Here is a 14,464-nt window from a genome sequence, read left to right as displayed (position 1 = left end):
AGACGGGCTTCGGGAGGGTATTCAATGGCAGGACCGACGGGGGGCTCGGGCCCCGACATCGCGGGGAGCGACCGCGTCAACATGGCCTTCATCGCCCTGATCGTGGCGGTGGCCACCATCGGCGGCTTCATGTTCGGTTATGACTCGGGCGTCATCAACGGCACCCAGGACGGGCTGGAGGCGGCCTTCAACCTGTCGGCGCTGGGCACCGGCTTCAACGTCGGCGCCATCCTGCTGGGCTGCGCCTTCGGGGCCTTCGCCGCCGGCCGTCTGGCGGACGCCATCGGCCGCCGCACGGTGATGCAGATCGCCGCCGTCCTGTTCATCATCTCGGCCGTCTGGGCCGGGGCGGCGGACACCTCGGCCCACTTCATCATCGCCCGCTTCATCGGCGGCCTGGGCGTCGGCGCGGCCTCGGTGCTGTCGCCGGCCTACATCTCCGAAGTGACCCCGGCCTCGATCCGCGGCCGGCTGTCGTCGGTGCAGCAGATCATGATCATCACCGGCCTGACCGGCGCCTTCCTGGCCAACTACATCCTGGCGGCGACGGCGGGCGGATCGACCGCCGAGTTCTGGATGGGCTATCCGGCCTGGCGCTGGATGTTCTGGCTGCAGGTCATCCCGGCCGCCATCTACCTGCTGGCCCTGCTGGTGATCCCGGAAAGCCCGCGGTACCTGGTCGTCAAGAAGAAGGACGCCCAGGCCGAGGCCGTGCTGACCAAGCTGTTCGGCGCCGGCGCCGGCGGGCGCAAGGTGCAGGAAATCCGCGCCTCCCTGGCCGCCGACCACAAGCCCAAGTTCTCCGACCTGCTGGATCCCGTGACCAAGAAGGTCCGCCCCATCGTCTGGGCCGGCCTGATCCTGGCCGTCTTCCAGCAGCTGGTCGGCATCAACATCGTCTTCTACTACGGCGCGGTGCTGTGGCAGTCGGTGGGCTTCTCCGAGAACGACGCGCTGCAGATCAACATCCTGTCCGGCGTCCTGTCGATCGCCGCCTGCCTGGCCGCCATCGGCCTGATCGACAGGATCGGGCGCAAGCCGCTGCTGCTGATCGGTTCGGCCGGCATGTTCGTGACCCTGTCGGTCATGGCCTGGTGCTTCTCGCGCGCCGCCCTGGTCGACGGGTCGCTGCACCTGGACGACACCACCGGCCTGATCGCCCTGATCGCGGCCAACGCCTATGTCGTCTTCTTCAACTTCAGCTGGGGCCCGGTCATGTGGGTCATGCTGGGCGAGATGTTCCCCAACCAGATGCGCGGTTCGGCCCTGGCCGTCGCCGGCTTCGCCCAGTGGATCGCCAACTTCGGCATCTCGGTCAGCTTCCCGGCCATGGCCGCCGGCCTGGGCCTGGTGGTGACCTACGGCTTCTACGCCGTCAGCGCCCTGATCTCCTTCTTCCTGGTCCAGGCCTGGCTGAAGGAAACCCGCGGCCGGGAACTGGAAGACATGACCGGCTGACCTATCTAATAGTCTGAGTTATCCCTCACGGGCGGCGCTCCCCCGCCGCCCGTTTCCACACCGAAAGGACGCCCCCATGACCGACACGCTTGAACTCTCCCACTGGATCGGCGGCGAGAAGGTCGCGGGCGACCGTCCGGGCGAAAGCCACAACCCCTCCGACACGCGCGACATCGTGGCCCGCACGCCCAAGGGCGGCGCCGCCGAGGTCGACCAGGCCGTCGTCGCCGCGACCGACGCCTTCGAGGCCTGGTCCGAAGCCTCGCCCGAGGTCCGCTTCGACGTGCTGGACAAGGCTGGCAGCCTGATCATGGAGCGGCGCGAGCAGATCGGCCGCCTGCTGTCGCGCGAGGAGGGCAAGACCGTCCCCGAAGGCATCGGCGAGACCGTGCGCGCCGCCCGCATCCTGAAGTATTTCGCCGGCGAGGCCCTGCGCGCCCACGGCCAGAACCTGGCCTCCACCCGCCCGGGCGTCGAGGTCCAGACCTATCGCCAGGCCGTCGGCGTGTTCGGCCTGATCACGCCGTGGAACTTCCCCATCGCCATTCCGGCCTGGAAGATCGCCCCGGCCATCGCCTTCGGCAACACCGTGGTCATCAAGCCCGCCGGCCCGACCCCGGCGACCGCCGAGGCCCTGATCGCCGTGTTGCACGAGGCGGGCCTGCCCAAGGGGGTGGTCAACATGATCATCGGCGACGGCGACGTCGGCCGCGCCATCGTCGCCCACGAGGGCGTCACCGGCATTTCGTTCACCGGCTCGCAGGGCGTGGGCGCCGGCGTGGCCGAGGGCGCGGTCAAGCGCCAGGCCCGGGTGCAGCTGGAGATGGGCGGCAAGAACCCGCTGATCGTGCTGGACGACGCCGACCTGGACCGCGCGGTCAACATCGCCCTGGACGGCAGCTTCTTCGCCACCGGCCAGCGTTGCACCGCCTCCAGCCGCCTGATCGTGCAGGACGGCATCCACGACAGGTTCGTCGCCGCCCTGGCCGAGAAGGTCGCGGCGCTTCGCGTCGGCGACGCCCTGGATCCCGACACCCAGATGGGCCCCGCCGTGACCGAGGCCCAGCGGGACACCTCCTACAAGTACATCGACATCGCCCGGGAGTCGGGCGGCCGCATCGTCACCGGCGGCGACCGGCTGACGCTGGACAAGCCCGGCTGGTACGTCCAGCCGACCCTGATCGCCGACACGGCGCCGGACATGCGGATCAACACCGAGGAGGTGTTCGGCCCGGTCGCCTCGACCATCCGGGTTAAGTCCTACGAGGAGGCGCTGTCGGTCGCCAACGGGGTCGAATTCGGCCTGTCGGCCGGCATCGTCACCTCTTCGCTGAAGCATGCGCGCGACTTCCAGCGCCGCGCCAAGGCCGGCATGACCATGGTCAACCTGCCCACGGCCGGCGTCGACTACCACGTGCCGTTCGGCGGCTCGAAGAAGTCGTCCTATGGCGCGCGCGAGCAGGGCTTCGCGGCGGTCGAGTTCTACACCCAGATCAAGACCAGCTATTCGGCGGGGTGAGCATGAGCGAGGCCGAACTGGTCTGGGACGTCCAGGCCGAGCTGGGCGAAGGTCCGGTCTGGGACGCCGCCCGCAAGGCGGTGTGGTTTGTCGACATCAAGGGTCGGCGGCTGCATCGCTACACCCCCGCGACCGGCGACAAGGCGTCGTGGGACGCGCCGGACCAGATCGGCTTCGCCCTGCCCGCCGAGGACGGCGCCCTGGTCTGCGGCGTGCGCGGCGGCCTGCATCGGTTCGATCCGGACAGCGGCGTCTTCGCCCTGATCCTGCCGGTCGAGACCGACCGTCCGCAGAACCGGCTGAACGACGGCTTCGTCGCCCCCGACGGCTCCCTGTGGTTCGGCTCGATGGACGACAGCGAAGAGGTCAGGACCGGCGCCCTGTATCGCTGGGCCGACGGCGAACTGACGCGGCACGACGACGGCTATGGCGTCACCAACGGCCCGTGCCTCAGCCCGGACGGCAAGACCCTGTATCACCACGATACGCTGGAGAAGACGGTCCTGGCCTTCGATCACGACGACGGCGTCCTGTCCAACCGGCGCGTCTTCGCCGTGACCGAGGACGGTTTCGCCGACGGCCCCAGCATGGACGCCGAGGGCGTGCTGCACGTCGGCCTGTTCAACGGCTGGGGCGTGGCGCGCTTCTCGCCGGAGGGCGAGCGCATCGGCGCCATCCGCCTGCCCGTCCAGACGGTGACCAAGGCGGCCTTCGGCGGCGACGATCTTCGCGACCTCTATTGCACCACCGCCTGGCTGGGGAACGCCGACAAGCGGGGCGATCAGCCGACGTTGGGGGGCCTTTATCGCGTGCGGGTCGAGACGCCCGGACTGCCCCAGAACCTGATCCGACTGTGATCCGGCTGGAAGCGGGCGACTGGCGCGCCGAACTGGAGCTGCGGCTGGGCGGCGCGGTCCTGGACCTGACATACCGCGGCCGCCCGATCCTGCGTCCGACGCCCCAGGGGGCGGACGACCCGCTTCAGACCGCCTGCTTCCCCCTGGTTCCCTATGCGAACCGCATCGACCACGGCCGCTTCCGCTTCGAAGGCCAGGCCCACGATGTCGGCGCCACGCCGGGGTTCGAGCCGCACGCCCTGCACGGCGTCGGCTGGCGGACGGCCTGGACGGCGACGCAGGTCGATGCGCGCGCCGCCGTCCTGACGCTGCGCCACGCCGCCGGCGCCGACTGGCCCTGGGCGTTCGAGGCCGAGCAGAGGCTGGTCCTGTCGGACGAGGGCCTGTCGATCGCGCTGTCGCTGACCAACCGCGACGATCGTCCCGCCCCGGCGGGCGTGGGCCTGCATCCCTATTTTCATCGGCCGTTCGACGCGCGGCTTACGCTGGCCGCCCCGCGCGTCTGGCTGAGCGCCGACCTGATCCCGCAAGAGCTGGCCCCCGCCGACGCCCTGTTCGACTGGAGCCGGGGGCCCAGGGTCGCCGACGCCCCCTTCGTCGACAACGCCTATGACGGCTGGAGCGGAGAGGCGCGGCTGGCGTCCTCGGACGGCGTCGCGGTGATCGACGCGCCGGGCGTCGACCGCGTCCATGTCTATGCTCCCAAGGGCGCCGACTTCGTCTGCATCGAACCCGTCACCCATCGCCCCGACGCGCTGAACGCCCCGGGGGGAGAAGCGTCCGGGCTCGTCGTCCTGCAGCCGGGTCACAGCGTTTCCCTTTCGATGAGGATCGGCGTCGCGCCTGAGCCCATGCCTGAGGCCCATGACTGAGGCGCCGCCGCCCCTTCCCCCGTCGGCCGCAGGGCCTTAGGCAGGAGGTTCGCGGCGCCGGTTGCGCCATTGGAGGATCAGCGTGCAACGCAAGTCGACCAGGCGGAAGGGCGGCGGCCGGACGATCGACGACGTGGCGCGTCACGCCGGCGTCTCGCCCATGACCGTCTCGCGCGTCATCAACGGCGAACGCAACGTCCGCGACGCCACCCGCCTGCGCGTCACCGAGGCGATCCGGGAACTGGGCTACGCGCCCAACCAGGCCGCGCGCAGCCTGGCCAGCGCCCAGACGCTGAAGATCGGCCTGCTCTACAGCAACCCCTCGGCCGCCTATCTGAGCGAATTCCTGCTGGGCGGGCTGGACCAGTGCAGCCGCGCCGGCGCCCAGCTGGTGGTCGAGAAGTGCGAACCCGAGGCCGGCGAGACCGTCGCCATCGAACGAATGCTGACCGCCGGCGTCGACGGCGTGCTGCTGCCGCCGCCGCTGTGCGACTCGGCCTTGGTCGTGGACCGGCTGGAGGCGGCCGGCCTGCCCGCCGTCGCCGTGGCCTCGGGCGAACCCATGCCCAGCGTCTCGGCCATCCGGATCGACGACGAGGCGGCGGCCGAGGCCATGACGCGGCATCTGATCGGCCTGGGGCACCGTCGCATCGCCTTCGTGCGCGGCCACCCGAACCAGACTGCCAGCGGGCTGCGCTTCAAGGGTTACGCCCAGGCGCTGAAGGCCCACGGGATCGAGGTGGACGACCGGCTGGTGGCCCAGGGCTATTTCACCTACCACTCGGGACTGGACGCCGCCGACCAGCTGCTGACCCTGCGCCGCCGCCCGACCGCCCTCTTCGCCAGCAACGACGACATGGCGGCCGCCGCCATCGCCGTCGCCCACCGCCAGGGCCTGGACGTGCCGCGCGACCTGACCATCGTCGGCTTCGACGACACCGCCCTGGCCAGCACCGTCTGGCCGCCCCTGACCACCATCCGCCAGCCCGTCGCCGAGATGTCGCGCGAGGCCGTCAGCGTGCTGGTCGACGCGATCCGCCGCAAGGCCGACGGCCAGCCCGGCCTGGCGGCGCGCGAGCTGATGGGCTTCGCCCTGATCCGTCGCCAGTCGGACGGTCATCCGCCGGCCGAGCCGGGGGCGCCGCCGGCCAGGGCCCGCAAGGCGGCGTCGTGACGCCTGGCTTCCCCACGCCCGAGACGGCCTGCCCCGTCCTGACGCAGGTGGGTCGCGCGCAGTTCTTCGACGAGATCGTCCCGGCCGGACGGCCGGTGGTGATGCGCGGACTGGTCGGCGACTGGCCCGCCGTCCGCGCCGCCCGCCAGTCGCCCCAGGCGCTGGTCGACCACCTCGGCGCCTTCGATCAGGGCCGGCCCGTGCGGGTGATCGTCACCGACCCGTCCGAGGACGGACGCTTCTTCTATGACGACGCCCTGACGCGGCTGAACTTCCGCAAACACGAGGGGACGGTGTCGCAGGTGCTGGCCCGGCTGTTGGCGCCCTCCGACGGCTCCGCCTTCGCCGCCCAGGCCGTGACGGCGCCCGACATCCTGCCCGGGTTCAGCGCGGCCAACCCCTCGCCCCTGGTCGACGATGACGTGCCCGCCCGGCTGTGGATCAGCACCCAGGCCGTGGTCCAGACCCACTACGACCTCTACGACAACATCGCCTGCGCGGTCTCGGGCCGGCGGCGGTTCATCCTGTTTCCGCCCGAGCAGGCGCCGAACCTGTACCTCGGCCCGCTGGAGCATACGCCGGCCGGGGCGCCGGTCAGCATGGTGCGGCTGGACGCTCCCGACCTGGAGCGGTTCCCGCGCTTTCCGACGGCCTGGGCGGCGGCCCAGGCCGCCGACCTGGCGCCGGGCGACGCCCTGTTCATCCCCTTCATGTGGTGGCACCACGTCCAGTCGCTGGACCGGGTCAGCGTGCTGGCGAACTTCTGGTGGAACGCCACGCCGGATCGCGGCGCGATGGCGGCCGTGATCCACGCCATCGCCGCCGTCCGCGACCTGCCCGCGCGCCAGCGCCGGGCCTGGGCCGGCCTGTTCGAGGCCCTGGTGTTCGACGCCGAGACCCCGCCCGGCCGCCATCTGCCGCCCGAACGCCGCGGCGTCCAGGGCCCGCTCGACGCCGCGGCGCAACAGCGGCTGCGCGACACGCTGATCCGAACCCTGTCCCAGGCCTGAGCGCAAAAAGAAGGGGACGCGCCGCGCAAGCGACACGTCCCCGGGGAGGCGGAGAACCGGCCGGCCTAGAAGGTGGCGCGGGCGATCAGGGTGAAGCGACGGTCGTTCATGAACCACGAACGCGGCGCGCGCAGCAGGTCGTTGTTCAGGACCTGGCTGGTGCGGGTGATCTCGTTGGTCAGGTTCACCGCCTGCAGGCCGACCTTCCAGTTGTCGTTGACGGTGTAGAAGATCGAGCCGTCCAGCTGGCCCGTGTCCTCGTTCATGATCGGCGCATACGGGACGATGACGTCGCGCGGCGTGATCAGGAACTCCGAACGCCAGGCGTAGGCCAGGCGCGCCGAGATCCGACCCTTCTCGTAGAAGCCCGCCAGGTTGACCGTGTGCTTCGACAGGTTCTGCAGCGGCAGCAGGCTGGTGTCGACGTTGGACACGCGGCCGGCCGCCACGTCCGGATCGGTCGACGACAGGGTGCTCTGCGCCACGCCTTCGGAGTCGATGTAGGTGTAGTTGGCGTTGACGCCGAAGCCGTCGAACGGGGCGGGCAGGAAGTCGTAGGTCTGCTGATAGGCGACCTCGAAGCCCTTGATTTTGCCGGTCTCGTCCGAGTTGACCGGCGTCGTCACCACCGAGTCGAAGGTGGCACCGTTGTTGGTGAAGCTCAGGCGCTGGACGCCGTTGGTGATGACGTCTTCCAGCTCCTTGTAGAACAGCGACAGCGTCAGCTGGCCCACATCGGCGAAGTACCATTCCACCGAGGCGTCGTAGTTGGTCGAGAAGATCGGCTTCAGATAGGGATTGCCCACCGAGAAGCGGCCCGTCGGGCGACCGTCGACGATGTCCTGCGCGTTCGCCGACAGCGAGATGTTGTAGTAGTTGCGCGTCAGACCCAGGTCCGGCGGCGTGATGGCCTGCGACAGGCCCAGGCGGAACTGCAGGCCGTTGCCCACCTCCAGCTTGGCGTTGAAGCTCGGCAGGAAGTAGTCGTATTCGATATCGGCCGACGTCTCCTGGCGGGCGCCGTTGGCGAAGTTCCGCGCGCCCTGCCGCACGTCCGGCGCCAGTGCGCAGAACGGGCTGACCTCCTGCCCGGGGGGCACCGGCTCCAGGCAGGTCTCCTCGGTCGGGAAGGTGCCCAGGTTGAAGGCGGTGAAGCCCTGCGCCGCGCGCTCGGTCTTCACATAGCGGATGCCGTAGTTGCCGCTCAGGTTCCAGCCGTTGTCGAACTCCTTGCCGTAGCGGAGCATGACGTAGAAGGCCGTGGTGTCTTCCTGGATCGGATTGACTTCCTGCGGCAGGAAACCGTCGGCGTCCGCGTCGCAACGCAGCCCCAGCGGGACCCAGTTCTGGGGACAGGCCGCGCCGGCGGCGTTGCGCGACCGCCACTCGTCGCCATAGGCCAGGGCGTAGTCGGCATAGGCCTGATAGTTGTCGATGATGTTCTGGTTGTAGAACAGGCGGGGCTGGTCGCCGGTCGGGACCGGCGCCTGTCCGCGCATGAAGTTCTCGAACGAGAACACCTCGTTGTAGTCCATGGGGTTGAAGCCGGTCGTCCCCGGCGCCCCATCGACCTGCGGCACGCCGTCGACCAGGTCGCTCAGCCAGACGGGACCATTGTCGCCCCACTGCTCGGAGAGAACGCCCCAGTTGTAGGTGGTGAAGCGCGCGACCTGATCACGCTTGTTGTAGCGCGCGCCGAAGCGGATAGACCGGATCCAGTCCTGATCGAACGAATAGTCCGCGTCGATGCGGAAGGCGTCGGACTGGCCCTCGCTCATCTCCTTGTGGTCCATCGCCGCGCGCGAGAAGCTGTTATAGGGCGAGGAGAAGTTGGCGTTGTCGCCGCGATAGTAGCCGGGGCAGGCGGCGGTCGCCGGCCCCTCGCAGGGCGTGCCGTTCAGGAACGGCGGCAGGAAGGTCACGACCGGGACGTCCGACCCCCGGATCTCGATCGCGGCGTTCTGGTAGGTGGAATTCCACAGGGCCGCGTCCAGATTGTCCAGCTCGGAATCGACGTGCTGGTAGTCGAAGTTCAGCGACAGCCGATCGGTCGGGGTCCATTTGAAGTTGAAGCCGTAATCCGTCGTGACCGATTGCTGATAGACGTCGCGGCGCTGGTTGTTGCTCTGCAGGCCGTTGATCGGCGTGCGGGGATCGGGGCCGTTCTGGTCCGCGCGCCACCCGGTGGTGCCGGTGATGACGCCGTTGGTGAACAGGCCGTCCTCGCCGAAATCCAGGGTCGTGCCGGCCTGGGCCTGGGAGTCGCCGTTGGAAGTGACGTTGTCCGTCGCGATCTCCATCGCGTGTTCGGTCCAGGCCTGGGTCGCATCGGACCGCAGGAACTGGGCCGTGGCGATCATGGTGCGGTCGTTGCTGCGCCACTGGCCCGCGGCCGCATAGCCGCGGCGTTCGCGATCGAAGGTCTGGGACCGGAAGGCCGCGCCGCGCGGGAACCAGACGTCGGCGACCTCGGTCGCGCCGTCGCTCGGCACCACGTCTCCGTTCGAATAGAGGGTGCGCGGGCCGTAGTTGGAGATCTGCTGGCCGTCGCCGCGCGACTTCAGCTGCGAATAGACGGCGTTCAGCATCAGGCCGAACTCGCCGAAGCTGGTTTCCCAGCGATCGCTGATCAGGCCCGAGAAGGTCGGGGTGACCTCCTCGACGAAGTCGCCGTAGCTGGCTTCCGAGGAGAAGGCGACGACGCGGCCGGGGCTGTCGAAGGGCACGCGGGTGCGCAGATTGACCGTGCCGGCGATGCCGCCCTCGATCAGGTCCGCCGAGGGGTTCTTGAACACGTCCACGCCGCCCATCAGCTCGGCGGGCACGTCGGCGAAGCTGAGCGAGCGGCCGTTGTTGGCGGTGAAGGTGTCACGCCCGTTCAGCTCGGACCGCACGAAGGTCAGGCCGCGCACGACCACGCCCGAGCCTTCGACCGAGAAGTGGTCGGGGTCGACGCCGGCGGCGAAGCGGTCGATGGCCACGCCGGGCACGCGTTGCAGCGCCTCGGTGACGGATCGGTCCGGCAGGGCGCCGATGTCTTCAGAGGTGATCGAATCAACGAAGACGTCGGAGTTCTGCTTGATCGCCTGGCTGGAGCGCAGGCTGGAGCGGATGCCGGTGACGACGACTTCCTCGACCTCGGAAGCCTGGGTCTCGTCGGTCTGTTCCTGGGCCAGCGCCGGAAGCGCGGCGGCGCTGACCGCCGCGACGGCGATCAGGGAAACGCCTCCCTTGAGGAAGCTCCCCCTCTTGAACGCAGGACGAATTGCGGGCGTGACGACACGCATGATGTTTAACCTCCCCAAGTCAGCATTTCTTTTGTTAGCGCTACCATCAGGCAGCATGGAAATGTCTGAGTAATCTCGATATCGCAGTCTTTCGCATCGCGCAAGCCCGTTGATTTCGTCAGTCTGCGGGCGGAAGGTCGGGCTGAAATCGCCCCGGAGAGGGCCAAAGGGGAGGCAGTCGAATGGCGAACGGACCGATCCGCGACATCGTCATCGTCGGCGGGGGAACCGCCGGCTGGATGGCGGCGGCGGCCCTGTCGCGGCTGTCCGGCAACGGCGTCACCCGGGTGGTCCTGGTCGAGTCGGACGCCATCGGCACGGTCGGGGTCGGAGAGGCGACCATTCCGCCGATCCGCACCTTCAACGCCATGCTGGGCCTGAACGAGGCCGATTTCGTCCGCGAGACGCGCGGGACGTTCAAGCTGGGGATCGAGTTCGTCGGCTGGACCCGGCCCGGGCACGCCTACATGCACCCGTTCGGCGCCTTCGGCGCGGACCTGGAAGGCGTGAAGTTCCACCAGGCGTGGCGTCGCCTTCACGACAAGGGCCTGGCCGGGCCGTTCGGCGACTACAACATCTGTGAGGCGGCCGCCCGCGCCGGCCGGTTCGGGCCGGGCGACCCGCGCAATCCGGTCACGCGCACGACCTGGGCCTACCATTTCGACGCCGGCCTCTACGCCGCCTATCTGCGCCGCTACAGCCAGGCGCGCGGCGTGGTTCGTCATGAGGGCCGGGTCGTCTCGGTCGAGCAGCGGCCCGAGGACGGCTTTCTCAGCGCGGTCGTGCTGGAAGACGGGCGGAGGCTGGAGGGCGACCTGTTCATCGACTGCTCGGGCTTCGGCGGGCTGCTGATCGAACAGACCCTGAAGGCGGGATACGAGGACTGGAGCCGCTGGCTGCCGTGCGACAGCGCCGTCGCCGTCGCCTGCGCCCATCGGGATCCGGGCGTGCTGGACCCCTACACCCGCGCGACGGCCCGGGCGGCGGGTTGGCAGTGGCGCATCCCGCTGCAGCACCGCGTCGGCAACGGCTATGTCTATTCCAGCGCCCACGTCTCGGACGAAGACGCGCGCGCCCTGCTGCTGAACCATCTTGAGGGCGAGCCGCTGGCCGAGCCCCGGCGTCTGACCTTCACCACCGGTCGCCGAAAGCGGGCGTGGGTGAAGAACTGCGTCGCCCTGGGCCTGGCCTCCGGCTTCCTGGAGCCCCTGGAATCGACCAGCATCCATCTGATCCAGGCCGGTATCACCAAGCTGCTGGCCCTGTTCCCGGACCGCGGCTTCGACCCGCGCGACATCGCCGAATACAACCGCCTGACCGACCTGCAGATCGAACAGGTCCGCGATTTCATCATCCTGCATTACAAGGCCAACGGCCGCGTCGGCGAACCGTTGTGGGACCATTGTCGCGCCATGACGGTTCCCGACAGCCTGGAGCGTCGCATGAACCTGTTCCGCCACAAGGGGCGCCTCTTCCGGCACGAGGACGAACTGTTCGCCGAATCGAGCTGGCTGGCCGTCCTGCTGGGACAGGCGGTGACGCCCCAGGGCCACGACCCCCTGGCCGACGCCCTGCCCCTGCCCGCGCTGGACGCCGCCGCGCGCGAGATCCGCGACCGGGTCCGCGCCGTCGCCCTGGCCATGCCGCCCCAGGCCGAGGTGATCGCGCGCTTCTGCGCCGCGCCGGAGGCCGCGTGATGGACGACCTGCGCATCCGCAAGATCGTCATCGTCGGCGGCGGCACCGCCGGGTGGATGACCGCCGCCGCCCTGGGCAAGCTGCTGGGTCCGGACTACGCCGAAATCGTCGTCGTCGAATCCGACGAGATCGGCATCGTCGGCGTCGGCGAGGCGACCATTCCCCAGATCGGCATGTTCAACCGGATGCTGGGCCTGGACGAGGACGACTTCGTCAGGAAGACGAAGGGCAGCTTCAAGCTGGGCATCCAGTTCGTCGACTGGGGCCGCAAGGGCCAGACCTACTTCCACCCGTTCGGCCCGTTCGGCGTGGACATGGAGGGCGTCTCCTTCCACGCCTTCTGGCTGCGGCTGGCGCAGGCCGGCGCGCCGCATCCCATCACCGACTATTCGCTACAGGCCGTCGCCGCCGAGGACGACCGCTTCATGCGCGCCGTCGACGCCGGGCCCAAGTCGCCGCTGTCGAAGATCGCCTACGCCTTCCACTTCGACGCCGGCCTGTACGCCCGCTTCCTGCGCCAGTTCGCCGAAGCGCGCGGCGTGCGTCGACAGGAGGGCAAGATCGTCCGCGTCGACCAGCGCGCCACCGACGGCTTCATCGAGGCGGTGGCGCTGGAAAGCGGAGAGCGGATCGAGGGCGAGCTGTTCATCGACTGCTCGGGGTTCCGCGGCCTGCTGATCGAGCAGACGCTGAAGGCCGGCTACGAGGACTGGAGCCACTGGCTGCCGTGCGACCGGGCGGTGGCGGCGCCGTGCGAAAGCGCGCCGGTGCTGACGCCCTACACCCGCTCCACCGCCCGGGACGCCGGCTGGCAGTGGCGCATCCCGCTGCAGCACCGCACCGGCAACGGACACGTCTATTCCAGCCGCTATATTTCAGACGACGAGGCGGCGGGCGTCCTGTTGTCCAACCTGGACGGACGGCCCCTGGCCGACCCCCGCTTCCTGCGGTTCGTCACGGGGCGGCGCAAGCAGGCCTGGGTCAAGAACTGCGTCGCCCTGGGCCTGGCGTCGGGCTTCATCGAGCCGCTGGAATCGACCAGCATCCACCTGATCCAGAGCGGCGTCGCCAAGCTGCTTCAGATGTTCCCCGACCGCACCTTCCCCCAGGCCGACATCGACCGCTTCAACCGCGCCACCCGGCTGGAGATGGAGCAGGTCCGCGACTTCATCATCCTGCACTACAATCTCAGCGAACGGGACGACACGGCCTTCTGGCGCCACTGCCGCGACATGGACGTGCCTGAAACGCTGAAGGAGAAATATCGCCTGTTCGAGACGACCGGCCGGATCTTCCGCGAGAACGACGAACTGTTCAACGACACCAGCTGGTTCGCGGTGATGATCGGCCAGGGGATGCGGCCCAAGCGCTTCGATCCCGTCGCCGAGGTGCTGTCGCTGGACGAGACCCAGCGGCGGCTGGCCGAGGTTCGGCGGGTGATGCGCACCTGCGCCGACCAGATGCCCCCGCACGCCGAATTCATCCGCCGGAACTGCGCCGCATGAGCGCGCCCGTCCGCCTGGGCCGCCCGTTGCCGGAAGTCGCGGCCGCCACGCCCGCCGACGTCGTCGCCTGCGCGGCCGAGGGGCGGCCCATGGTGCTGCGCGGCCTGGTCGGCGACTGGCCGGCGGTCCGGGCGGCGCGCGAGAACCGACTGGCCGACTATCTGCGCAGCCTGGACCGGGGCGGGGGCGGCGACGTGATCCTGGGCGGCCCCGAAATCGAGGGACGGCCCTTCTACAACGCGGACCTCTCGGGGCTGAACTTCGAACGCGCGCGCCGCCCCCTCGCCGCGCTGCTGATGGCGCTGGAGGCGGCGGCGGACCAGGCGCGTCCGCCCACCCTGTACATGGGATCGGTCCCGGCCTCGGCCCTGACGCCCGACTTTTCCGCCGCCAACCCGGCGCCCGGCACGCCCGCCGGCGTCGAGCCCCGGCTGTGGATCGGCAACGCCACCACCATCCAGACCCACTATGACCAGTCGGACAACGTGGCCTGCGCCGTCGGCGGACAGCGGGTCTTCACCCTGTTCCCGCCCGAACAGGTGGCCAACCTCTATGTCGGCCCGCTGGACTTCACCCCGGCCGGCCAGCCCATCAGTCTGGTGCCGTTCGATCGCGGCGACTGGCGAGAGGACTGGCCGAGGTTCGACGCCGCCGCCGAGGCCGCCCGCCACGCGGTGCTGGAGCCGGGCGACGCCATCTATATCCCGTCGCTCTGGTGGCATCACGTCCAGGCCACGGCGCCGCTGAGCATGCTGGTCAACTACTGGTGGACCGTGGGCCGTCCTGGCGCCCCGTCGCCCTTCGACGCCCTGGTGCTGGCCATCGGCGCCCTGGGCAATCTGCCGCCGGAACGCCGACGCGCCTGGGCCGCCTTCTTCGACCATTATGTCTTCGAGACGGACGCGCGCACCCACGCCCACCTGCCGCCCGAGCGCCGCGGCGTCCTGGGCGAATCGACCCCGGTGATGCTGGAGCGTATCAAGCGGTTCGTGATGAACGGGCTGGCGCGTCGCTGAGGCCTTGCCAAACGCCCGATTATTGTCTGAGTATTCGCGGACGGCGCGCAGACGCCGATCGGGAGGCGA

General features: G+C 69.6%; 10 protein-coding genes. 9 read left to right on the top strand and 1 reads right to left on the bottom strand.

What is annotated here, in order from left to right; translation table 11 throughout:
• Positions 1-24 precede the first annotated feature (24 nt).
• The 6 genes from M8231_RS01140 to M8231_RS01115 all read left to right on the top strand — a co-directional run bounded on the left by M8231_RS01140 (position 25) and on the right by M8231_RS01115 (position 6,890).
• Positions 25-1,458, top strand: coding sequence for a sugar porter family MFS transporter (locus M8231_RS01140; protein ID WP_250202078.1), 1,434 nt, complete (start codon positions 25-27; stop codon positions 1,456-1,458).
• A 76-nt stretch (positions 1,459-1,534) separates the two neighbouring features.
• Complete coding sequence (locus tag M8231_RS01135; protein ID WP_249751560.1) at positions 1,535-2,977, top strand: aldehyde dehydrogenase family protein; 1,443 nt, start codon at positions 1,535-1,537, stop codon at positions 2,975-2,977.
• 2 nt (positions 2,978-2,979) lie between these two features.
• Entirely contained in the window at positions 2,980-3,834 is an 855-nt protein-coding gene (locus tag M8231_RS01130) for an SMP-30/gluconolactonase/LRE family protein (RefSeq protein WP_249751561.1), read from the top strand.
• The gene (locus tag M8231_RS01125) at positions 3,831-4,706 is read left to right on the top strand and encodes an aldose 1-epimerase (RefSeq protein ID WP_250202077.1); all 876 of its coding nucleotides are present in this window, start codon (positions 3,831-3,833) and stop codon (positions 4,704-4,706) included. Before M8231_RS01130 ends, M8231_RS01125 begins: the two co-directional genes overlap by 4 nt.
• 82 nt (positions 4,707-4,788) lie before the next feature.
• Positions 4,789-5,880 (top strand): LacI family DNA-binding transcriptional regulator, encoded by a 1,092-nt coding sequence (locus tag M8231_RS01120; protein ID WP_250202076.1) that lies wholly within the window; start codon positions 4,789-4,791, stop codon positions 5,878-5,880.
• The gene (locus M8231_RS01115; RefSeq protein ID WP_250202075.1) at positions 5,877-6,890 is read left to right on the top strand and encodes a cupin-like domain-containing protein; all 1,014 of its coding nucleotides are present in this window, start codon (positions 5,877-5,879) and stop codon (positions 6,888-6,890) included. The genes M8231_RS01120 and M8231_RS01115 overlap by 4 nt, the downstream gene beginning before the upstream one ends.
• A gap of 65 nt (positions 6,891-6,955) precedes the next feature.
• On the opposite strand, the gene M8231_RS01110 is transcribed toward M8231_RS01115, so the two are convergent.
• The gene (locus M8231_RS01110; protein ID WP_250202074.1) at positions 6,956-10,177 is read right to left on the bottom strand and encodes a TonB-dependent receptor; all 3,222 of its coding nucleotides are present in this window, start codon (positions 10,175-10,177) and stop codon (positions 6,956-6,958) included.
• Between the two features lie 182 nt (positions 10,178-10,359).
• On the opposite strand from M8231_RS01110, the gene M8231_RS01105 reads away from it, so the two are divergent.
• Genes M8231_RS01105 through M8231_RS01095 form a run of 3 tightly spaced genes read left to right on the top strand, consistent with a single transcriptional unit; the run spans position 10,360 to position 14,395 of the window.
• Positions 10,360-11,874, top strand: a complete 1,515-nt coding sequence (locus M8231_RS01105) for a tryptophan halogenase family protein (RefSeq protein ID WP_250202073.1) — start codon at positions 10,360-10,362, stop codon at positions 11,872-11,874.
• Positions 11,874-13,379 carry a tryptophan halogenase family protein gene (locus tag M8231_RS01100; RefSeq protein ID WP_250202072.1) on the top strand — a complete coding sequence of 502 codons (1,506 nt, stop codon included), beginning with the start codon at positions 11,874-11,876 and terminating at the stop codon, positions 13,377-13,379. Before M8231_RS01105 ends, M8231_RS01100 begins: the two co-directional genes overlap by 1 nt.
• Entirely contained in the window at positions 13,376-14,395 is a 1,020-nt protein-coding gene (locus M8231_RS01095) for a cupin-like domain-containing protein (protein WP_250202071.1), read from the top strand. The genes M8231_RS01100 and M8231_RS01095 overlap by 4 nt, the downstream gene beginning before the upstream one ends.
• The last annotated feature ends 69 nt before the right edge of the window (positions 14,396-14,464 follow it).

The sequence above is a fragment of the Brevundimonas albigilva genome (assembly GCF_023573565.1).
Lineage (GTDB): Bacteria > Pseudomonadota > Alphaproteobacteria > Caulobacterales > Caulobacteraceae > Brevundimonas > Brevundimonas albigilva.
The sequence above is the reverse complement of the archived record's forward strand: the minus strand, read 5'-3'. Positions and strand labels throughout refer to the sequence as shown.